This is a genomic window from Sphingomonas faeni (genome assembly GCF_023195535.1).
Taxonomy (GTDB): Bacteria; Pseudomonadota; Alphaproteobacteria; order Sphingomonadales; family Sphingomonadaceae; genus Sphingomonas; species Sphingomonas faeni_B.
The window spans coordinates 1-21,048 of sequence record NZ_JALPNF010000015.1 but is presented as its reverse complement, the minus strand read 5'-3'; the positions used below and the strand labels follow the sequence as shown (position 1 = coordinate 21,048).

General features: G+C 60.3%; 24 protein-coding genes and 2 pseudogenes. 14 read left to right on the top strand and 12 right to left on the bottom strand.

The window, feature by feature from the left end; genetic code table 11:
• Positions 1-110: 110 nt before the first annotated feature.
• Positions 111-695, bottom strand: a complete 585-nt coding sequence (locus tag SPHN_RS17535; RefSeq protein WP_248525132.1) for a hypothetical protein — start codon at positions 693-695, stop codon at positions 111-113.
• Here SPHN_RS17535 and SPHN_RS17530 point away from each other — a divergent pair.
• Complete coding sequence (locus SPHN_RS17530; RefSeq protein WP_248525130.1) at positions 680-1,339, top strand: SOS response-associated peptidase family protein; 660 nt, start codon at positions 680-682, stop codon at positions 1,337-1,339. The genes SPHN_RS17535 and SPHN_RS17530 overlap by 16 nt on opposite strands.
• 64 nt (positions 1,340-1,403) lie before the next feature.
• Here the strand turns inward: SPHN_RS17530 and SPHN_RS17525 are convergent, their stop codons facing one another.
• The 3 genes from SPHN_RS17525 to SPHN_RS17515 are packed head-to-tail and all read right to left on the bottom strand — an operon-like array spanning position 1,404 to position 3,352.
• Positions 1,404-2,672 carry a Y-family DNA polymerase gene (locus SPHN_RS17525; RefSeq protein WP_248525128.1) on the bottom strand — a complete coding sequence of 423 codons (1,269 nt, stop codon included), beginning with the start codon at positions 2,670-2,672 and terminating at the stop codon, positions 1,404-1,406.
• On the bottom strand, positions 2,669-3,145 hold the full coding sequence (locus SPHN_RS17520; RefSeq protein WP_248525126.1) for a LexA family protein: 477 nt from the start codon (positions 3,143-3,145) through the stop codon (positions 2,669-2,671). The genes SPHN_RS17525 and SPHN_RS17520 overlap by 4 nt, the downstream gene beginning before the upstream one ends.
• Before the next feature lie 3 nt (positions 3,146-3,148).
• A complete protein-coding gene (locus tag SPHN_RS17515; RefSeq protein ID WP_248525124.1) occupies positions 3,149-3,352 on the bottom strand; it encodes a hypothetical protein in 204 nt (67 codons plus the stop codon).
• Between the two features lie 135 nt (positions 3,353-3,487).
• Between SPHN_RS17515 and SPHN_RS17510 the strand changes: the two genes are divergently transcribed.
• The 5 genes from SPHN_RS17510 to SPHN_RS17490 all read left to right on the top strand — a co-directional run bounded on the left by SPHN_RS17510 (position 3,488) and on the right by SPHN_RS17490 (position 6,296).
• Entirely contained in the window at positions 3,488-3,724 is a 237-nt protein-coding gene (locus SPHN_RS17510) for a YozE family protein (RefSeq protein ID WP_248525122.1), read from the top strand.
• Positions 3,725-4,350: 626 nt separating this feature from the next.
• Positions 4,351-4,917 carry a hypothetical protein gene (locus SPHN_RS17505; protein WP_248525120.1) on the top strand — a complete coding sequence of 189 codons (567 nt, stop codon included), beginning with the start codon at positions 4,351-4,353 and terminating at the stop codon, positions 4,915-4,917.
• Between the two features lie 60 nt (positions 4,918-4,977).
• Complete coding sequence (locus SPHN_RS17500) at positions 4,978-5,535, top strand: GDSL-type esterase/lipase family protein (protein WP_248525118.1); 558 nt, start codon at positions 4,978-4,980, stop codon at positions 5,533-5,535.
• A gap of 127 nt (positions 5,536-5,662) precedes the next feature.
• Entirely contained in the window at positions 5,663-5,848 is a 186-nt protein-coding gene (locus SPHN_RS17495; RefSeq protein WP_248525116.1) for a hypothetical protein, read from the top strand.
• A gap of 289 nt (positions 5,849-6,137) precedes the next feature.
• On the top strand, positions 6,138-6,296 hold the full coding sequence (locus tag SPHN_RS17490; protein WP_248525115.1) for a hypothetical protein: 159 nt from the start codon (positions 6,138-6,140) through the stop codon (positions 6,294-6,296).
• Between the two features lie 283 nt (positions 6,297-6,579).
• On the opposite strand, the gene SPHN_RS17485 is transcribed toward SPHN_RS17490, so the two are convergent.
• Both SPHN_RS17485 and SPHN_RS17480 read right to left on the bottom strand, forming a co-directional pair.
• Positions 6,580-7,029: a GNAT family N-acetyltransferase gene (locus tag SPHN_RS17485; RefSeq protein ID WP_248525114.1), complete on the bottom strand. Its 450-nt coding sequence runs from the start codon at positions 7,027-7,029 to the stop codon at positions 6,580-6,582.
• Positions 7,030-7,137: 108 nt separating this feature from the next.
• Positions 7,138-7,356: a hypothetical protein gene (locus SPHN_RS17480; RefSeq protein WP_248525112.1), complete on the bottom strand. Its 219-nt coding sequence runs from the start codon at positions 7,354-7,356 to the stop codon at positions 7,138-7,140.
• A 304-nt stretch (positions 7,357-7,660) separates the two neighbouring features.
• Between SPHN_RS17480 and SPHN_RS17475 the strand changes: the two genes are divergently transcribed.
• The 6 genes and pseudogenes from SPHN_RS17475 to SPHN_RS17455 all read left to right on the top strand — a co-directional run bounded on the left by SPHN_RS17475 (position 7,661) and on the right by SPHN_RS17455 (position 10,386).
• Positions 7,661-8,164, top strand: coding sequence for a TIGR02594 family protein (locus SPHN_RS17475; RefSeq protein ID WP_248525110.1), 504 nt, complete (start codon positions 7,661-7,663; stop codon positions 8,162-8,164).
• A 63-nt stretch (positions 8,165-8,227) separates the two neighbouring features.
• The gene (locus tag SPHN_RS17470) at positions 8,228-9,037 is read left to right on the top strand and encodes a hypothetical protein (protein WP_248525108.1); all 810 of its coding nucleotides are present in this window, start codon (positions 8,228-8,230) and stop codon (positions 9,035-9,037) included.
• Positions 9,038-9,183: 146 nt separating this feature from the next.
• Positions 9,184-9,342: pseudogene (locus tag SPHN_RS18635) on the top strand (IS6 family transposase); the annotation flags it as partial.
• A gap of 195 nt (positions 9,343-9,537) precedes the next feature.
• A complete protein-coding gene (locus SPHN_RS17465) occupies positions 9,538-9,765 on the top strand; it encodes a hypothetical protein (protein ID WP_248525107.1) in 228 nt (75 codons plus the stop codon).
• Positions 9,766-9,779: 14 nt separating this feature from the next.
• Complete coding sequence (locus SPHN_RS17460) at positions 9,780-9,965, top strand: hypothetical protein (protein WP_248525106.1); 186 nt, start codon at positions 9,780-9,782, stop codon at positions 9,963-9,965.
• Between the two features lie 151 nt (positions 9,966-10,116).
• Complete coding sequence (locus SPHN_RS17455) at positions 10,117-10,386, top strand: hypothetical protein (protein WP_248525105.1); 270 nt, start codon at positions 10,117-10,119, stop codon at positions 10,384-10,386.
• Between the two features lie 172 nt (positions 10,387-10,558).
• Here the strand turns inward: SPHN_RS17455 and SPHN_RS17450 are convergent, their stop codons facing one another.
• The 4 genes from SPHN_RS17450 to SPHN_RS17435 form a co-directional block, all read right to left on the bottom strand.
• Positions 10,559-10,990, bottom strand: a complete 432-nt coding sequence (locus tag SPHN_RS17450) for a response regulator transcription factor (RefSeq protein ID WP_248525104.1) — start codon at positions 10,988-10,990, stop codon at positions 10,559-10,561.
• Positions 10,991-11,044: 54 nt separating this feature from the next.
• Positions 11,045-11,440 carry a response regulator transcription factor gene (locus SPHN_RS17445; protein WP_248525103.1) on the bottom strand — a complete coding sequence of 132 codons (396 nt, stop codon included), beginning with the start codon at positions 11,438-11,440 and terminating at the stop codon, positions 11,045-11,047.
• A gap of 150 nt (positions 11,441-11,590) precedes the next feature.
• A complete protein-coding gene (locus SPHN_RS17440) occupies positions 11,591-15,448 on the bottom strand; it encodes a PAS domain S-box protein (RefSeq protein ID WP_248525102.1) in 3,858 nt (1,285 codons plus the stop codon).
• A gap of 452 nt (positions 15,449-15,900) precedes the next feature.
• Positions 15,901-16,677, bottom strand: a complete 777-nt coding sequence (locus SPHN_RS17435) for a hypothetical protein (protein ID WP_248525101.1) — start codon at positions 16,675-16,677, stop codon at positions 15,901-15,903.
• A gap of 933 nt (positions 16,678-17,610) precedes the next feature.
• Here SPHN_RS17435 and SPHN_RS17430 point away from each other — a divergent pair.
• Both SPHN_RS17430 and SPHN_RS17425 read left to right on the top strand, forming a co-directional pair.
• Positions 17,611-17,975: pseudogene (locus SPHN_RS17430) on the top strand (DDE-type integrase/transposase/recombinase); the annotation flags it as partial.
• Positions 17,976-18,757: 782 nt separating this feature from the next.
• A complete protein-coding gene (locus SPHN_RS17425) occupies positions 18,758-19,588 on the top strand; it encodes a 23S rRNA (adenine(2030)-N(6))-methyltransferase RlmJ (protein ID WP_248525097.1) in 831 nt (276 codons plus the stop codon).
• 215 nt (positions 19,589-19,803) lie between these two features.
• Here SPHN_RS17425 and SPHN_RS17420 read toward each other — a convergent pair whose 3' ends face one another.
• Both SPHN_RS17420 and SPHN_RS17415 read right to left on the bottom strand, forming a co-directional pair.
• A complete protein-coding gene (locus SPHN_RS17420; RefSeq protein WP_248525096.1) occupies positions 19,804-20,853 on the bottom strand; it encodes a PepSY-associated TM helix domain-containing protein in 1,050 nt (349 codons plus the stop codon).
• A partial coding sequence (locus SPHN_RS17415) for a hypothetical protein (protein ID WP_248525095.1) occupies positions 20,853-21,048 on the bottom strand: 196 nt, incomplete at its 5' end. The genes SPHN_RS17415 and SPHN_RS17420, both read right to left, overlap by 1 nt.

Here is a 21,048-nt window from a genome sequence, read left to right as displayed (position 1 = left end):
ATGCATCCGTATTTTGCGGAATTCGCTAAGAAGCACGCGGCTTAAGTCTGTTAGTACCGAACGTGGAGCGCTGCATCGGCCGTGACAAGCGGATCAGAACGCACCGAGACTCAACGTGCGTTCCGTTTAAGACGTACGGCTATTGTTGCGTTTCGTCCGACGCGAACGCACCTATCGTCATTGCCAGCAGCGACGCGCCGCGTTGTTCGTGATCCAGCTTTAAGAGCCGGACCCAGTGCGAGATATGTCTCGACGCCTTTGCGCTGCTGCTGTGGGGTCGTCAGGTTTGTGTCGTTCTGGATTACCGACGCGATCGACAGAGCGAAGAAGTCGATGATGTCGTCGGCGATCAGCTCTTGGTCTGCCGAGTTTGCGGCCAGGTACTTGATCACGATCGGCATGATCTCCTGAAAGAGGTCGATCTTGGCCTGGTCATCTACCTTCATAATGTCCGCGGGCATGCTGGCGTCCTCCTTTCGTGACATGTATTGCTTGGGGTCACGAAGCGGAAGGCAGCGCCGACCATTCTCGCCAGTTTCGGAGCCATCATGAATCATCCGCGCGAATGGTTTCAGCCAAAGGTTGTAGGGATTGGCTGGTCCCCTCGAACCTGGGAAGGCTGGGTGATCATTGGCTTCGTAATCGCGATTGGCGCGCTTGTCGGTCGGGTGAACCTCTAATGTGTAATCGAGCAAGGTTCGACGGCGAGCCGGAGACCATCACCGAACGATTCGGTGCGGAATGGCTTGCCGACAAGCCGATGGACAACCGTTTCGACCCGAAGGAGTTGCGTCCGTTCGGCCGGACGTATGTCGTGCGAAACGAAGGCGATCGGCGTGGTCTCGACGTGATGGAATGGGACGTCCTAGCGGGACAGGCGAAGCAGGCCGGACGCAAGGTTGCGCAGACCAATGTCCGCACTCTCCATCTCCCCCAGTGGCGCTCGCTCGTCAGCGACCCGGTCAACCGATGCCTGATCCCGCTGACGGAATTCTGCGAATGGGCGCGCGAGCCTACCGACCTAGGCGACGGCAAAAAGCCGCTTAAGGGCGAGATGTGGTTCGCGGTGAAGGACCAACCTGTGTTCGCGATCGCCGGCTTCTGGCGGCAGGTCGGCGATCAACGCTACTTCGCCATGGTCACTTGCGACGCGAACGAACTGGTGACGCCGATCCACCCCAAGGCGATGATCACAATCCTGCAGCCTGATGATCACGAGCAGTGGCTGACCGGTAGCTACGACGACATCCTGTCCTTGCAGCGGCCATATCCGGCCGACCGGATGACGGTACGCGGGCCAGTGTTTCCGACACGCACGCCGACGCCCCGGTTGATCTAAAGCGTATCGCTGTTTGCGTCATTGATCCACCGATGTCGTGGACGCGCGCTTGAGGGGAATGCGATTAGGCCCGAACCGACGGCACTTCGGCTATGACCGTCGTCCATGCCGGCGACCGCATCTCCGACCGCATTTTCCACTCGCGCTTGAACCCCTGCGTGGCCGTGACCGCTGTCCATGTGCCGAACTTGCCATTGATCGCATCGAGCGCGCCCATCAACCGGTCCCGCTTGGCCGTGTCGGCTTCGAACAGCGTGCGCGGTCGATCCTCCTCGGGCAGCAGATCGTCGAGTATGATGCCCGCCTTCGTGTAGGCGTAACCATCGCGCCACGCCTTCTCCGCGCCGCGCCTGGCCGCCGCGATCAGCTCGAGGCTGTCGTTCGTCATCGGATGGAGCGCCACCATGCGTGATGCGCCGTACTGAGGCCGGTCGGACTTATGCTTGTTCGTGTGGAAGAACGTGGTCAGCTGGGCAGCGACCAGTCCGTGCACTCGCAGCTTCTCACCAGCCCGCAGCGCATATTGCGACAGCGCGCCCATCATCTGCTCGAAGTCGCAGATCGGCGTTCCAAACGACCGGGTAACGGCCATGCCTTTCCGCCGCGGCTCGACCGCCTCCACAGCATTCGACGGGATGCCGCGTAGCTCGGCAACCAATCGTTCGAGCACGACGGTCCCGACGGCGCGGGCCTGCTTCATAGGCATGTCGCGCAACGCCCCCGCGGATTGTATTCCCAGGTCGGTCAGCTTACGCGCAGTGGCACCGCCTACGCCCCACACGTCGCGGACGGCGAACGCATGCATCACATCGCGCCGTACGCCGTCGTCACGAAGATCGGCCACCCCGTCGAACTGCGGGTTCTTCTTCGCCGCAGCGTTTGCCAGCTTCGCTAGCGTCTTTGTTTCCGCGATGCCGACGCACGTGGGTATCGTCGTCCATAGCTGGACCTGGGCACGCATCGCGTTTGCGTGCGCCACCAGATCACGCCCCTCGAAGCCTGCGAGATCGAGGAATGTCTCGTCGATCGAGTAGATCTCAAAGTCGCGGGCGAAGGACTCGCAAGCGGCAATCACCCTGCGCTGCATGTCGCCGTAGAGCGCATAGTTCGACGACCGGACCTGGATGCCGTGCTGTTTTACCTTGTCGCGCAGGTGGTGAATCGGATCGCCCATCTTGATCCCGAGCGCCTTGGCTTCCGCGGATCGTGCGATTGCACAGCCGTCATTGTTCGAAAGGACGATGACCGGCACGCCGACAAGAGTGGAGTCGAAGGCGCGTTCGCAGGATACGTAGTAGTTGTTGCAGTCGATGAGGGCGATCGGTGCGCTCATGCCATTTTGCGCGCAACGCCGACGACCGTACCCCAGATCTCGACATGTTCGTCCATGAGGATGTCCGAAAACCCTTCGGCCTCGGGGACGAGCCAGTGTCGGCCATCGATATAGCGCAGCCGCTTCAAAGTCCGATCGCCATGCACTAGCGCCACGACTATCGCGCCGGTCTTCGGCTTCTTGGCACGATTAACGACGATCAGATCGCCATCGTTGATCCCAGCGCCAGACATTGATTGGCCATCGACCCGCATGATGTAGCTCGCGGCTGGATGCTCGACGAGCCAAGCCCCCAGATCGATCGGTTCCTGCATGTCGTCCTGCGCCGGCGAGGGAAACCCGGCCTGCGTATGGACGAGGAAGAAAGGCACCTCGCACGGCACCAGTTCGAACGGGACATCGTGAAGCCGTAGCGCATCGTTAGGGCGGTTCAGCGGCACGACGACCGGGCGATCTCGATTTGTCGCAGACACGGTCTAAAGGATTGCCGCGAAGAGGAGCTGATCATGCTGGGCAGCTAGAACCGACCGAGCATCCTGGGCTGCGCCAACGGCTTGGCGGTACTCTACGGTCCCGAACCGCTCGGCCTCGTCGAAGCTGAATTGCACCGCATCAACAGGTGAATAGACGTTGTCGTATATCACGCGGGCAGCCGCCCTCAGCCGCAGATCGTGCTGCATTTCGTTGCTCCGTCAGTATCGAGTCGCCGGTCGTGGCGTGTCCCTAGCTAGGCCTGATCCAGATTGATTCGCAAGAACATTGCAGGAACATAAATCTGATGCGATGAGCGGGCCGACGATTCGAAGGACACGATGATGGCCTATTACGACGACGACCAGCAGGAGCCGAAGCCCGCGTTTGGCCAGTGGCTTATCACGCAGAAAGACCGGACCGATCTGGTCGGTCAGCTCGCGGCCGGAGCCGTCGCCGATCGCCGCTTTCCCCGCAACGGGAATCCGGAAGCGGTGCGTAAGCATCTCAGCGCCATGCAGGCGGAGGGGGATATGTTCGCCGCTGTCGACGATGCCGAGTCCGACTGGTTGTCTGCTTGATGCAGGACGCTTGGCAGCAGGTTTTCGTGCTGATGGCTAATCATGGGCAGCTGGGTGCCTGCCAGTTGGTCGTGTCCGGTATGCAGAAGACGCCACCAGGGCAGCCAGAGCAGTACCGACAGTGGAAAGTTTTAGCCGACTGCCTGAACGCTGTGGCAGACGCCAGCCGGACGACGCACTGATGCGAGTGGTTCGATGATCGCGCTTGCACCAGCGTCGACGTTCTCCTGCACGGTCACGCGCGTACATGACGGCGACGGACCGCTATGGTGCTCGAACGGCGTCAGGGTCCGGATTGCCGGCGTCCAGGCGCCCGACTTCGAAAGCGCGTCACCTTGTCGCGCGGCAGACCCGAGGCGGGTAAACTATCGTTGTGACAACGCGGCGGCGCAGCGAAGCCAGCAGATCACCGAACGTCTGGTCCTCCGCAGAACGTTGACATGTGAGGCGACCGGTAAGAGCTACAGCCGCGTTGTTGCCCGATGCACGCTCCCGGACGTATGGTCGTTGTCTTGTGCTGCGATCGCGTCCGGGGCGGCGGTGCGTTAGGATCGATACTGGCGTCAGTATCGCATGGGTGAATGCCGCTAACTTCCCCTCTTCATGACACCGCGGTATCGATCGTTATGACACGTGCGAAAAAGCTGAAAGTCTATCGGGCGGTTGCAGGCTTCAACGACGCGTATGTCGCTGCCCCCAGTCAGAAAGCTGCCTTAGAGGCTTGGGGCAGCGAGCGGGACCTGTTCGCGCGAGGAATAGCAGAGCTCGTCACAGACCCCGCGCTGACCGCAGAGCCATTGGCGTCGCCAGGCGTGGTCGTGAAGCATTCCCGGGGCACGACTGCCGAGCAGATCAAGGCTATGCCGGCCCCCGAACCGAGAACAACGCATCGAGGTGACTCAGATTACACCGAAGTGTTCGAGCAGCCGCGGAAACCAAAGCCTGCGCCAAAGCCGAAGCCCAGCAGCGCCGCGCTCGAGGCAACGGAGACTGCGCTGGAAGCAGTGTCGGCCGATTACGACGGCGGGATGAAGGCGTTGGCGGATCAGGAGGCGAAGCTGGCGCGAGAGCGACGTGATCTCGAAAAGCAGCAACACGACAAGGTTGGCGCGGCAGAGGCGGCCGTCGTAGAGGCGCGGCAGGCATATGACGGAGCATTGCGACAATGGCGAAAGGCGAAGACCGACACCTAGGTCGTTGCAACCGATGCCCATCTTACAATCCTTAAACGGCGTCCTAACTCGCGACGTTCAATGATAGGATCCCCTCTAATCCTCGCTATCGGTGACAGTCTGGTTGCCGGCTATGGCCTCCACGCCGCTGATAGCTTCCCTGCCCAGCTGCAGGCGTCGTTGCAGCATCAATACCCCGGCGCGTCGGTAATAAACGCTGGTGTTTCGGGTGACACGACTACTGACGTCCTGCGGCGTTTACCGCGGCTACTGTCCAGCCTCGACCGTCGCCCGGCACTCGCGATCGTTCAGGTAGGGCCGAACGACGTCCTGAGGCAGACGTCGGCCGGCAGGACCCGCGCACAACTCGCGCAGATCCTGCTGAGCTTGAACAATTGCAGCATCCCCGTGCTGCTGACGACCGTCGACCCGCCTGCGTTCATTCGAGATCGCGCCGCCGCATATCTCGGCATCCATGCTGAAGTGGCTGCCGACCACGGTGCGACCGTTTGGCCGTTCTTCCCGCCTGGTGTCCTGGGGCATGCTGACATGGTACTAGCGGATAGGGTGCATCCGAATGCGAAGGCGATCAGTTCGGTAACCGCGGCGATGCGGCCGATTGTGGAGCGAATGTTGTAGCGTCGTACGTTTGAGTATTACGCGACCGAAGCGCTCTTCACTTGTCGAGAGCAACGCCAGCGGCAAAAGGGGATCGCCACGCACATGTCGATTTTTCCGCTGCTGCACCGATGCTGGAATTGTTTAGATGACCCCTGCTGAAACCTACCGCGCGAATGCCGCCGCTCAACGCGAAGCCGCCGAAGCGGCATCGCTCGCAAACCGCCGCGAGATGCACGTGCGGGCCGCAGAAACTTGGGACGCAATGGCCGAGGCAACCGAAGACACGAGCGCTCGAGCGCTCGTCAACGCGGCGGCCAAGGCGGGCCGTTGATGCAACGCTAATGCATGTCGGCCAAGGCGCTAGTCACGGTCGACGGGATCGGGGCGCGGATCAACGCAGGTTCGTAACCAGATGTTGAGGGCGGTCGGCTATCTCCCCGCCTATGGCGAGTCGATCATCAAAACCCGAATACCCCTCTTGGCTGGCCGAGGACGAACGAAAAGCCGTCCGCATTCCCGTTAGTTGGGCAGCGACGGTTGGTGCGGACAAGTTTGAAACGCAGGCCGTGCGGATTACCGACTGCACGCGATTGGGCTGCAGGATCGAGACGCGCCTTGCGGTGACTATCGGGACGTTCGTTCACGTCGCCATCCCCAACTTTGCCGACGTGCCCGGCTGGGTCGCCTGGAGCAGTTCGGAAGCGATCGGGATCGACTTCAGCCATCCGCTTCCGAACCGCGTTCTCGAATATATCATCGAGCAGAACGACGCGATCTGACGGAGCACGACGATACCTGGACCGTCCCGCTCCGGGATTGACGCAAACCTTTCCCGTTGTCGCCTCGCTAGGCATCAGCAACACTGCACATAGAGCTTCGCGAATCCACAACAGCGAATGCTCGGTATCCCGCCCGCGGCATCTGAGGTGTCACACGGAGCGGGCGGGATGCTTCACCCTGAATTAACCAAGCCGCGGTATTAGACGCTCGAGGCCTTCGCTTCCAGTATCGCGTGCCCTCAGCGCCCCGCAAAGTTCAGTCACACGGACATGCGGGGCGCTTTCATGTTCGCTGGTCCTCTGCCGGTTCCAGCGTTGCTGGCGATGTCGGCCATATGTTTTGATGGAAGAAAAGCTCCGGCTCATCCAACGGCAATAGGCCCAGGATCTGCCCCGCTGGCGTCCAACCGGTCCGTTGGAGAAACGAGACGGCGGCAACGTTGCGCGCCCCGATCGAGATGAACACCCTGCCGCTCAAGACAGTATTTAGAGTCTGCATCAACGCCTGCGCGATGCCGCGACGGCGGTGCGCATCGTCAACCACCAGCTTGTTCACATAATCCTTGCCGATGCAGCCGCCCTGCTGCCAGGCAACATAACCAACGACGACGTCGCCTATCTCCGCCACCAGCATGCGACGCTCGACGATCTCCGCGATCCGGTCACCGGGGAAAGAATCGAATGCCATCAACCGGGACAGATCGTACGGTTCCGCAATTCGTATGGCTATCATGCGAATCCTTTGAAACAGTTCGCGGTCTTTCTGCACAGGCACCAAGGAGCGGCAAGTGCGATCATTTACAATCGGTTCGCGCGAGTTGTTCGAGCAGCGGGCAGGTAGCTACCGTACGCCGAACCCCGCCCTGCTGTTCTCGCCATCGTCAGTCCGCTCGCGACCAGCCAGCACGTTCTCCAGCTCGGACAGCGAATGCGGTACGTCAATGTGCTGCGCTCCCAGGAACAGTCGCGATCCCTGCCCCTCGGGTATCGCGTGGGTCAGCTTGTCGATGTCTATAAGCGCCTTGCCAGCGGGCAACATCTCGATCTGAATAAATCGCATAATCATCTCCAATATCGCGTCCGGTTTCACGAACGCTCTAGCGGGTAACGAACTGTCGCACCCGAAAGCTGCGCCGCGCGTTGAACTGGCGAGGAGATGATCATGATCGACGATCCGAAAACCGACGACGCGACCCCGGCTGAGGAGGCAGAGGAAATGGAAAAGGTACAGGAAGACGCCGCCAAAGAGCGCGAAGAAAACGGCGGTTATCAGTAGGCTGAGCTGCTTAGTAAGCAGCCGCGCTGCCACCGCTGCGGTGCGGCTGCTGATACTACGATCGATGTAGAATTAAGGCGACATCAGAGTGGCGAACGAGCCGAAGTGGTTGAAAGCGGCACGGGCCAAGCTGGGTACCAAGGAAGCGGCGGGATCGGCGAACAGCCCGACAATCCTCGGTTGGGCGAAGCGGCTTGGTACGAAAGTGCTAGGTATGATCTACAACGCAGACAGTGTCCCGTGGTGCGGTGTGTTCGTCGCGTACTGCTTGCAGGAAGACGGTCTAGATCCCGCACCGATCGCCGTACGCGCGACATCATGGTCTACATGGGGTCAAGCGCTACGTCCTGAACGTCTCGCACCTGGTGCCATTCTTGTCTTCGAACGTCCCGGCGGCGGCCATGTCGGCTTCTATGTGGGTGAGGATCTGAAAGCGTATCATGTCTTGGGCGGCAATCAGGGGGATGCGGTCACGATCGCAAGGGTTGCCAAGGATCGATGCATCGCACGTCGATGGCCAACAGGTCGCGCTGTGATTGGTAAGCCGGTGCAGATGGCGGCGAGCAAGCCGATCTCCACCGACGAGGCATAGCCGAGGCAACCGTACCTTAACCATCGGCGGCTACCGCGCGGAGATCCGTCGAAAGGATCTGCGATGAAGCGCTTCTTGTCTCACTTTGCCCTGTTGGCAATCGCTCAGCCTGCCCTGGCGGGTGGCGACGACGCACCATACTATGGTCCGATGAAGCGCTGGTACGGTATCGGCTTTCAAACCGGCTATAGAGATCGAACTGAAAAGGACGGCTCATGGCGCGTCGATGCCGCAATACATGGTCGGACGGATGCGATCGATATGGCCCTGTATCGCGCCGCACAGCGTGCCCATGAGCTCGGCTACCGTTATCTATTTCTGTTAGGCGGCAACGGATCGAAGACGCCAGGCCAAGATATGGCAACGGTCTATGCCCGTCCAAGCCATGAAGCTGTGCCGCCGACCGGCTGCCGGTCTAAGAAGTTGACGACCTGCTACACTGCAGACGTTCTCGAAATTATGCGGATCCTCGGCGGCCCCAACGGATCGCAGCCAGGAGTGCCTATCTTAGCAGGTCGAGACGAGTTCGGCCGAGATGTGTTCTCGTCAGGTTATGGGACCGGGGGTGTAACATCGTTGGTCCCAGGCATGGTGCGCAGTCAGGTGACGACGATTGTCGACGGCAGGCTGCGCATTCGCGGCGGGCGCCCTCCGGAAGTTCGGCCTGAGTTCGTCCCGGTCGCTCTTCCCACGGTTTCTGCGCAAGTGGTGACTCGGCCGGTGCCTCCTCCGACGTTGAAGTATGGGCAGCCCGCTGTTCAACATTCCCTTTCCACCGACGCGCAGATTAGCAAGCGTTTCGAGCGGGCATTGAAGGCGGCCCAGCCAGTGCGTGGCGGCGAGCCCAACCTTGGGTGGACGATCAGCGATTGATGACTTGCGCTTTCTTCGCCGCTGCTGACACTTCGCAGTCTCCGCTACCGAACGTGGCTATGCTAAGCGGCGCGCGGAATCGTTTGGGCTGGCTTTGTCAGACCAAATTGGCAGGTGGGGCGGGGGGATGATACCGGCGGTTGATGATGCGAAAATCGAGGGCCCTACTGCCTAGCCCGTTCCGCCGTTTCAATTCGTCGCCAGAGGTGATCCGGCTCGTGGTCATGATGTACGTCCGCTTTCCGCTCTCGCTGCGCAACGTTGAGGATTTGCTGTTCGAGCGCGGCATCGACGTCTGTCATGAGCATTGCTCGACAGGCTGTACGCAGCATGCGCGCTGACCCGCGAGTGTTTGCGGGCGGTAATTTGCTCGCTGCGTGCGGTCATGTCGCCATATTGAAGGGCGGGCTTCGGGCGCGGGCGGGAATATAATCAATTTGAAACGCATGGTGATCAGGCGGCGGCTGAGTTAGAAACCTCACTCAATGGGAGACAATTCAATGCGCTATGTGATCCGTAAAGACGGCGATCTGTCCACGGTGGGTATTCATCGGAACAGCTTCGACGAGGCACTCGCCACCGCCGCCGAGATGATCGCGATGCGCGACGACGAAAAGTCGATTGCGGTGGAAGACACGTGGGAAAACCGAACGATCGACGAAGCCGAGATTGCCTCGCTTATCGCCGCGCGATCGCCGGACCCAGCCGCCACCTCCCAAGACGGTTGAATCGGAAGATACGTATGAACGGCTATGTCGAATTTGAGAGCCCGGAAGGCGACCCGGTCGTTGTGAACGTGGACAGGGTGAACTTCGTGCGTCGCTTCAAAGGTGGGAACGAAGCCAGTGCATTGAACTTCGAGAAGGGTAATTACGTCGTCGTCAAAGGAAACCTTGGCGCGGTAACAAAGGCGCTTGTCGAAGGGTAGCGTTCGCTTTGAAGGGCAAGCGACGAGACCACTCGATCGTCGCGGTCTGATCGAGGCGTTGTCTGATTGACACGTTCTCGCGACCTGGAACGATTTGACCCACGGGCGATTGAACGTTTTCTAGATCAGAGATGATAGCGGGGAGACGAACATGAAAAAGGCATTTGTTATCGCCATGGCGGCTGGGCTCGTCTCGCTGTCGGCATGCAACTCTAGCCCAAGCGAGCGGGCGGCCGACAACATCGAGTCCAATACCGAGGCAGTCGCCGATAATTTGGAAGACGCTGCCGACAACGTCAGCAACCCAGCCGCGGAAGCGAGCCTCGAGAAAGAGGCTGATGCGGTTCGTGCAACCGGCCAGAACCAGGCTGAAGACATGCGGACGAATGATCCGGATACCAACCTGTCGAACGGTATGTAATTTCACGAGACAGAACGAGCCGCTCCCAAGCACAGCTCGAACTGGAAGGGCGCCCAAGGACAACTTGGGCGCCCTTTTCGTTACATGCCCGAATGGCGAATCCATTCTGCGAGTTCGCGCAGTTCGCTGAACCAGAACAAGCACATTGCGATGGCAGCCGGAAAAGTCGCTCCTAAGGCCGGGGAGCTGGACGTTTGAACAGACTATTGGCGATAATGCTTTCAACCTTGCGTATCAGCACATCGGGCTCGAATGGCTTGACGAGATAGCCGTCCGCACCGGCACCAAGCCCCTCATCGATCTGCTCATGCCCTCCCGTCGCAGTAAGCATCAGCACGGGTATGAGGTATGTATCCGGGGTCGCCCGAAGTCGCCGAAGTATCTCAATCCCCTGCATGCCTGGCAGCGACCGATCAAGAATTACCAGATCGGGCTTTTTGAACGCGATCGTTTCATAGGCGAGCGTGCCATGACTGATAACGCCGATGAGATATCCAGCATCGGTCAACAAGGATTTAACGATATCCGCGATTAGATCGTCATCCTCGACGTAGATAATCCGGAAAAGCGGCTTGGGCGGCAAGTCATTATTAGACTGGTTCATCTGGGGCCTAGCACATTAGTATATTTTGTTCTCAGAGGCCTGCCGTAAGGCGCGTCACCGGGAAGGGCGTGCCATCGCAATACGTCTTTTTTCAAGCATTTCAGAAACGCGAAAAACCAGTTCGTCGGGATCAAAGGGCTTTTTCATATAGTCATTCGCACCTTCATACATAGCGAGTTCAACATCTCGATCGCCACGTCTGCCGGTTAACATGAGGACTGGCGTATCGTAAAACTCGGGTGTGTTGCGCATTTCACGAAGGACCAGAATACCGCTTTTTTCCGGCATGTTGCAGTCGAGTATCACCAAATCGGGCTTTCTAGCCCGAATGACCTTCATCATGTCCTTACCGTCGGCCAAAAGGCCTACGGCATGCCCCGCCGCATTGAGAGCCTCGATAGCAATTTCGGCGACTATCTCGTCATCGTCTGCCATGATGATCCGAGCCATTTCAGTCTCCCTGCAACGTACGTCCTGCCCGATGATCGCCTTGATTATGAATGGGTAAGGGCTCGGGCGCAATTGCCCGTGTGAACGTCCGACGTATCGCTGAATCGACGTATCGTATTACGGATGGAGGATCCGAACCGTGGCCGGCCATCACGCCGCCTGCCGCAGCGCGCTGGCCGCGGCTTTGCCGAACGACGCCTGCTGCTCAGCCGGGCAGGCGAGAAGGCTATCTTCCAGCTGCTTGGCGCACTCTCCCAGTTCGGCCTCTCCGAACATCGCCGCGACGCCCGCCAGCTTATGGAGAAGGTCCGCAACGTCCATGATGGTTTTCTCGGTTGGCGCATCGGCCATCGACAGATCTTCGAGCGCGCGAAGCGTGTCAGCCTTCCGCGCGCGATAGCGGTCGATGAGCTTCGTGCTTGCCGTTGGCGCGTCGCTCGGCACGGCAGGATCCGCAACCAAGAACCTGGCGAGAATGGCCGTCAAATCGCGGACGCGGACGGGCTTGGCAATGTGAGCTTGCATGCCTGCTGCGAGGCAGGATTGAATATCCTCGGCATACGCGTTGGCTGTGAGAGCGACGATCGGCAGTGCCTCGAGGGTATGACCTGCCTCGCGCAACCGACGGGTGGCCTCCAATCCATCGATCTCTGGCATTTGCATGTCCATCAGGACCAGCTCGAAGGGCTGCCCCGACATTGCGGCAGCCTCGACCATCGCAATTGCCTCCGCCCCGTTTACGGCGAGCATCGCGTCCATCCCGGCGCGATAGGCCATGGCCATGATCAGCTCCTGATTGATGTCATGATCCTCCGCAATCAGTACGCGCGGTTTTCGTACTACTTTTGCGGCAACGGGTGTTGTTGTTGGATCCGCTTCGACCTTGGCCGCTTCACCCTCGACGACCCGAAGCGGTAGGCGGACGGTGAAGGTCGTGCCCTCGCCAACGACGCTCCGCACCGTGATGGCGCCACCCATCAAAGCGGTAAGCTCGCCGCTGATGCTGAGCCCAAGACCCGTCCCGCCATACAGCCTGGCGGTCGAATCGTCGGCTTGTGTGAACTGGTCGAAGATCATCGCCAGTCGCTCGGCAGGAATGCCGATTCCTGTATCCGCCACGTCTATGCGTAGCGTGTCGTGCTCGACCAGAACCTCGACCGTCACAGCGCCTCGCTCGGTGAACTTGGCTGCGTTGCCGATCAGGTTGAGCACGACCTGCCGCACGCGTAATGGATCGCCGGAAATATGTCGTGGAACGGCGGTATCGACCCTCGTGGACAGCACCACGCCCTTGGCGCTGATCACGGGCCTCATCAGGTCTGCGCAACGCCGGACGACATGGCGAATATCGACCGGCTCTTGCGTTACGTGCATCTTGCCGGAGTCGATTTTGGACACGTCGAGAATATCGTTGAGTAGCCGCATCATCGAGCGGCCTGACTCCGCAATCAACTCTACGTGACGGCGCTGTTCGGCTTCCAGGTTGCCGGATAACACAAGCTCGGTGAAGCCCAGCACCCCGTTCATAGGGGTGCGTATCTCGTGGCTCATATTGGCTAGAAAGCCAGCCTTGGTGCGAGCGGCGCTTTCGGCCTTGTCGCGAGCCCCGACCAGTTCGCTTTCGAGTTCTTTTCTAAGGCCGATATCGCGAATGGCCGAGATTACCCCACCTTTCGCTCCCGTGTCGCCGTCCGGTGTGCGCCAGGGCTTCATGTGTGACTCCAGCCATCGCCAGTCGTCATCTCTATGGCGAAGGCGATATTCGACGGTTTGAGCCATCTGCGCGCCCGTAATCAGAGCGACATGTGCGGAATGAACAGCGTGCAAATCGTCCGGATGGATGAAGTCGCCACAATGTCGACCAGTCAGCTCTTCGGGAGTGTAGCCCGAAAGCTCGATACAGGAGGGCGAGGCGTAGACGACGCAACCGTCGTCGCCGGTACGTAATACCACGTCGGTCGAGTTGTCGGCCAGCAGGCGGTACTGCTGTTCGCTGCGACGGATGGCCTGTTCGGCGGCGGCCTGACCGCTAATGTCCTGAATGACGCCAAATATGCCAATTACCGAATCGTCGGGCGCGCGCTCGGCCTGGCCCTGCGATGTGACGCGCTTGGTACTGCCATCCGCAAGTAACAGCGTGGCAGTGAATTCAAAGCCATCACCGGTTTCAACGGTGTGCGCGACGATATCGGCTATGCGCTGTCTGTCGTCGGGGTGATACGCGTCGATTGCTGCGTCCAGCGCTGGCGAATAGCCGTTGTCAACGCCGTGAATTCGGCAAACCTCATCTGACCAAATGACGTGATTGTGCACCAGGTCGACTCGCCAATGACCAATCTGCGTCAAAGCAGACGCCATCGCGAAGAGCCTGTTATTCTCTTGCAGGCGAGCCGACGCCTCGGCGGCTGCCAATTCCACCGCCCGCCGCTGGCTCACATCGCGCACGCTCGCCACGAACTCGATCGGCTCACCGGCGTCGTTCCGGACAAGTCGGTACGCTGCCTCCAGCCAGACATAGTGACCATCGCGGTGCTGTTGCCGATATGTGCAGATCGGGTTGGTCGCGCCGGCCAGCAGTGTCCGGCACACATCCAGCACCCGCATGCGGTCCTCGACATGGATCGCCGAAACCGGGGCTCCCCCGACCATTTCCTCGGGCATATAGCCCAACAGGTGCTCGCATGCCGGAGACACGTACCTGCGGACACCGTCCGGACCGATGCGGACGATCATATCGCTCGAATGGTCGGCGAGCAGACGATGCATCCGCTCACTGGCGAGCAGCGCCTCCTGCTGGAGGACACTCGACGTCACATCCCGGATGTTGCCAGTCGTACCCAGGAATTCGCCATTGGCTCCTGCAAGGCGTCGGATCACGACTTCGATGTATCGGCAATCGTCAGCCGCCGTCGAAAAGCGCTGACGAAGCGTGCAGGCATCGATCTCGCCCGATACGATCTTGGGATAGGTTTCAGCCGCGGCGGCAAGGTCGTCCGGGTGGAGTAACCTGGTTGTCGGCCACCCCAGGCTATGCTCGACCGGGTAGCCCGTTAGCTGCTCCCAGGCCGGATTCAGAAAGGTCCAACAGCCCTTTGCGTCGGTTTTGAAGATGACTTCGCCGACGTTGTCGAGGATGGATTGCGCAAAGTCGTGGCTGTCCTTCAGTTCGCGCCGCAACGCTTCACGGGTTGCGAGCGTCGAGGCGACCGGCAGTCCCATGGCGAAGCTTACCGCCAAAAACAGTTGAAGCGCGACGAGCTGGTCGCCGCTGCCGCCCTTGACCAACGTGATCGGACCGAGGTCCGCCATGGTGAAACCGGATGCGACGACGCAGATGATTGCGATCGCAGCGGCGGTGCCGGCCACCCCTTTGTGAAAGGCGGCCAGGATAACGATCGGGCACGCGAGGAATAGAAACGGAAAACGGCTCTGGCAGAATATCAGTGCCGTGACAGCCGTCGCGAGCGCCAGGAATAGCAACCATTCCAACCAGTCTCGGCGGGACGGCCGGGTCCTGTTTCGCCATTCCTGCACTGCGATCATTATTAGCGGAGTGACGATGAGGAGGCTCAGCCCGTCGGCGAGCATCTTCGTCAGCCAGATCGGAAAGTCGAAGTACCTGTCAGCCGGCGCAAGGACGACGGCATCCAGCGTCGCCGCGGCAGAAGGAGCGATCACGCATACCAACAGAAGCCAGCCCAACGCCCGGATCTCTTCGATCGCTGGGCGAGGTCCGCACAACCGGCGCATGCTTGCGACAAGGATTGCAACTTCAATCCCATTGGCGGCTGACAGAACGACAGCCCTCGAAACCGTGTCGCCCACGATCAGGTTTACTAAAACGTTCGCGACGAAACATGCCAAAAGATGCAACGTTGAGCGTTGTTCCGGTCGGCTGAGCAGTACGCCCGCCAGTACCGCATTGGGCAACCACAGCGCCGCGATCCGCCCGGTACCGCGGGTCAACTCGATCCCGAGTAATGCCAAGCTCCCGAACAGGAGTGCCATTGCCGTTAGGCTCAGCAACAGCCGACCCGATGTGGTAAATCGGAGCATGCGCGAATGTCCGACGATAGGGGCAGCGAGTGACATTATGCAGGCGTAGCAACGGACCCGTTAAATTATCGTCGCGCCTGCTAGGGCGCTAATGCCTGATCACGAACCCCATCCAATATCGGCCATGCGGGTCGACGGTCCCCGGCGCGCACCGATCGTGCCGTGCAGGGTCAGATGTCGCCAGCCGCCTTGCCAAGCGCGAGCAGTTCGCACTCCTCCGGGCTCGCGACATTGCTAGCAGGAGTTGGAGATTGAAGCGGTCCTATCGCCCACGTGAGCGAACGCCTGAATTTGAGAGACGGGAAGCCGCGCCAGAACTTCTAGACGTGAGCCTGTCCGGACGTTCTGGCGCTAATCGCTACAAGCTTCAGTTCCAGTCCTTGCGTGCGAAACGACCGCGGGGATTACATCGGCGGGGTAAGGCCATTTCTGCCGACTGCGACAGACTTGGCGCCCGAGGAATCGGTCGAGACGACTGCAAATAGCTTCTGGCCCTTGGTGAGGACCGATCGCGTGGCCGGCTCGAAGCGGACGATCGGCGTGCCGACGGGGACGACGACCTGCGCCTTGCCGCCCTTGTATGAGATGCTCAGTTTGGTCTCGCCGGACGTGCCTGCGCCACCGGTCACTGTGCCGTTGGTCATCGCACTTTGGCCGTCGACGGTACCGTTGGTCATCCCGCTCTGCTGATCGACGGTCCCGTTGGTCATCGCGCTTTGCCCGTCGGCGGTACCATTGGTCATCGCGCTCGAATCGTTCGCGCCGCCACCGGCGGCCGCGACCGCACCAGGAACGTCCCAGGGATAATGGCCCTCGCCGGTGCCGCGCATCGCCTCCGGGAAAATGACCAGCTCGACCGCGCGTAGCGCGTTGTCGGGGCCGGTCGTTGCGGTGCCGATGAAGTCGCCATCCTTGAGGGTCGAGAGGTTCGAGGCGACCACCCAAGCGTATTTGGTGTCGGCGCCGAGCAGCACGTTCACCGATTTGCCGTCATAGGTCTGGACCGTCAGCGCGTCGGCGCCGACCGTCGTGATCACGCCACGGACCCGGTTGACGGATGGGGTGGCGCTTGCGGTGGTGTTCGTCGTCGCTGCTGTCGTATTGCCCGTCGTTTGGTTGTCGCCGCAGGCACTGAGGACCGCGACCACGCCGCTCAGTAGCACCAGTTTCTTCGTCAACATTGCGTCAGGTCCTTCAGATTATCACCGGTGCGAGACGCCGAGGAGGCGTCGTCGATTGGGTTGCGGACGGCCACGATTGCCGTGGTCGATGTTGATCAACGTCGAACCGGGGCAGCCGGGGGCATTGGATTGATCCGTGTCGCGCATACTCGACCTCTGTCTCCGCTGAGTGGGCATGGCGGCCATCGAGGATGTGTTGGTGTAGGCGCGCTTTCTGAAAAACGGTATTGTCCCGGTATCCAACCTCAACACCCACAGTGGTAGGTAGCTCAAGTGATCTGAGGTGCGTAGCTAAGCTCAACAGAAAGCAAGATAATTAACCGAATCGTGCGCAGATGGTCACATGAGGTTCGTCAGGTATCTTGGCAGGCCGGGATCCGCGATGTGGGCTGATTGGTTCGGGGCCAGCCGCGACCTTTCATCGATCGACGTGGAACGCGTGCTTGAGTTGGCGCGCGTACTGCACGAGAAAAACCGGACTCCGTATTTGCTCGAGACTAATGCTGTTTTGAAAACGAGCGGGACGAGAGTGTGAGTGCCAAACCTGATCAGACGGCACTGAACAAGTACTTCGCGCAGTGCGGCGTGAAGGATCGAGCGCGTTCTTCTTGCTGTTTAGCCAATGGGCTGGCGGCCATGCCGGCGCAGGCGAACCTAATTTTCGCGGCCGGCACGATGACACCGAGGAACCAACTACGCTATCCCGTGAGCGATAAGGTAAACGGCACCACCATTTTGCGACACTCTTGCAGGGAAACGGCGGCGGCGGAGTTTTATCTGTGTCTCTGCGTTCGCTGGACTGGTGGCTGTGGCCCCCGCATCGTTCCAAAAAGTGCCTGTGCCCGAGCGGCAGCTTCTGGTGGGCAAGTACCACTTCGAGGGAACAGACTTAAAGGTGGACGTCGATCTCAATGCAGACGGGGGCAGCTCATCAAAACCAGGGACAAGCATGCAGCGCTTACCTTCATGAAAAGGCGCTGAAGCGTCACGGCAGGGCCGAGACGATCACCACTGACGGACTGCGCTCGTACGGTGCCGCGATGAAGGAACTGGGCAATACCGATAAGCAGGAGATTGGACGCTGGGCCAACAACCGGGTCGAGAACAGCCACCTGTCGTTCCGGCGAAGGGAGCGCGCGATGTTGCGTTTCAGGCGAATGAAGACCCTGCAAAAGTTCGCTTCGGTCCATGCCAACGTCCACAACCACTTCAATCTCGAACGCCACCTCGTCGACCGCCAGACCTACAAGGAACGACGTTCCGCCGCCCTGGCGGAGTGGCAGATCCTCGCGAGCTAGGCCGCTGCGCTCAAAGCCCGAACTGCATCGTGTGGAGAACGGTTCGCGTTAGACTGACAGCACCGCCACACCGTCCCGCGGTGCTTGCAGTAAGCAAGAAAATATCGTTCGATATGAGTGCGTTACCGCCCGCCGAGCTCGTCTATGGACACTGCTGTCGGCGCAAGATGGTGTCGCTGCGTCTCATTGCGTCTGCACTCATCATTTCGCCCTCCGCTGCACAATCGCAATGGCCTGCCGCATCATGGCATTGGGATGTGCTCGATATAGGATTCAGATCGAAATGCCGCGAAACTGTCCGGCCCTCCAGAAACGGGCTTATCAAAGCTGCGACTGGAGCCGGCTTATCGGTGAGCGATCTTCCCGAGGGATAAACCTCGTCGGGAGGCGTTCAATGGATACAAGACCACATATACTAGCATTGCACCACAGATAGCGATGTGTCGGTCTCTCTAAAGCCGAGTTGTTTCGTGCGACCGCTGCCATCGAACGGTCTGAAATCGCGCAGTCTACGTTACCTCTTGTTCGCGCGCGGCGGGCGCATCGCGGGAATGCCAGTCGCGTCTTGCTCGTCGATGATCGAACATTCCCATGTACCCGAACCCGTGTGTCTCCGCGGCTGACGACGAGCGCCAACGCGCGCTTGGCGCCTTGCGCAGAACGGCGTTGAAGGTTTCCGCCCGACTTTATACCAGCACCGGGTTTATGCCTTTAATCGCCTCGCGCTCGGCAACCGCGCCAGCGCCAGGTACGAAGGTAGATCGTCGGGATTTTGCGTCGCAATGAATTATCGCCATTCCTTCCATGCCGGCAACAGCGCCGATGTCGTGAAGCACAGCCTATTGATCGCCCTCGTGCGGGCGTTGCAGCAAAAGCAGGGCGCGCTGACCCTGATCGACACCCATGCCGGCTGCGGGCTGTACGATCTTGATGGCGAGGACGCCCAACGCACCGGCGAGTCCACGCAGGGCGTGCTGCGGGCCTTTGCCGACCCGAACCCCTTGCTGAACGACTACCGTGACATCGTACAAGCGGTGAATGCGGGGGCCGAGCCGCTCTTCTACCCCGGCTCGCCGCGGATCCTGGCGCAGCTTCTGCGCCCGCAGGATTGTCTGATCCTGAACGAAAAACATCCCGAGGACGCCTATACCTTGCGCGGCGTGATGCGCGACACATCCGCTGCCGTGCACGAGCGCGACGCCTACGAGCTTTGGCTGGCGATGGTGCCGCCCCGAACCGCGCGCGGCGTGGTGGTGGTCGACCCGCCGTACGAGCAGCCCGACGACCGCGCACGTATCACGGCCACCCTCGCGGCTGCTTACCGCAAATGGGCGCATGGCGTGACGGTGATCTGGTATCCGCTGAAAGACCGCGCGACGCATTGGCGGTGGAAGGAGCAGTTACGTAAGCTCGGCATCCCGAAATTGCTGGTGGTGGAGCATTGGTTGTACGATGACGATCAACTCGGCATCTATAATGGCGCGGGCCTTTATATCGTCAACCCGCCCTACGCCTTCATACAGGCGCTACCGCCTTTGCTGGAAGCCCTGCGCGCCGTGCTGGCGCCGGAGGGGCATAGGGGCGAAATCACAACCGATTGGTTGGGGGGCTAAAGTAAAGCCGCACCGCCCAGCCAGCCGACACGCCGTATCGGTCGCGCCACGCCATCTTCGTTCGCGAGGGCGCAAAGGTCGCGCTGGACGTAGTCGATGCCATTCCCGCGGTGGTCGGCATTCCTGGAATGTCCGGCTATGGGTCTCTAGCGCCGTAATCAGCCGGTCATTCGAGCCTCAAACATTCTGGCGAGCGTCATGGTTTAAACGAATTTTCACTTTCTCCGCTTGCTCTGTCCCATGTTCCACTTCGTCCGCCAGAAGCCGTACACCGCTAGACTGCCAAGCAGCGTCAGTACGATGCCCGACACGGTCATGGCGAGCTTCCATGCAATGCCGCCCGTCTTGGCAGCGTGCACGGGATAGAGTTTCTCGCGGATCGATGCCGCCTTTCCCCGGGTCGCCGGATCGTCATCGGCCATGATCGTCAGCGTAACCGGATCGGCGTACACGAACGTCCGTCCGTTCGGGGTCCATTCGAAAGATTGGCGGAGGCGCAGGACGATGGGAGTGCCGGCCTTCCGCGGCATTTGCAGACGGCGAAATTCGGCACCCGGAAACATTGTGGCAGCAGCCTTGAAAAGCGGCTTCAGGTCATGCGCGGATCGCGTTTCTCTGACACTGTGAACTTTGGGTGTGACCGCGCGTGTTTCGGCAAGCAAGGGACCACCCAACGCGGGAAAAATCATCAGAATGCCCGTTACCAGTGACACGAGCAGCAACGGCGCCGTCACGACGCCCATGTCCCGGTGGTGATGGACGATTGCGCCGGGCCTCATCGTAGCGGGCCATAACCGCAGCCGAAAGCGGCTGCGCATCCGCCACCACAGTATCATCCCCGTAATGAGGAAAAACAGGCCTATAAGCCCGGCGCCCCCGGTAATTGTCTCGCCGGCATCGCCCACCAGAAGGCGATGATGAAGGTCGAACACCCACAATTCCGGTCGCTGCCATGACGAGGACCAGCGGTCGACCGTCACGCCGGCCTGGCTAATATAGGCACCGCTGCCGTCTGCGAAGATGGCCTGATGAACGCCCAGACCGTCGCCTGCGAAGGTGATGCGGTCGATCGGGGACGACGCGTCCGCTACTGCGCCGACCGCCAAGGCCAGCGATACCGGATCGGCCCGTACTGGATCGCCGACGTGCGCCACGAAGGTCAGCTCGTTGCGCCAGACGAGCAGCGTACCCGTGAGCCCCAGTACCGCGAGCAGCAGACCGCCGATCGCGCCGATCCAGCGATGCAGCAGGGACAGGATGCGCATCAGAAGCCGGCCTGCCAGCTCAACGTGAAATTGCGGCCCCGCCCGGTATAAAAGCGCGCATTGTCGGTCTGAACCGCGCCGGGTTTGTCGGAGGCTCCAACTCCTGAGAAGGTGGAGCCATGACGAGCAAGACGACGAACAAGTTTGCGCCCGAAGTCCGCGAGCGGGCGGTACGGATGGTTTTCGATCACGAGC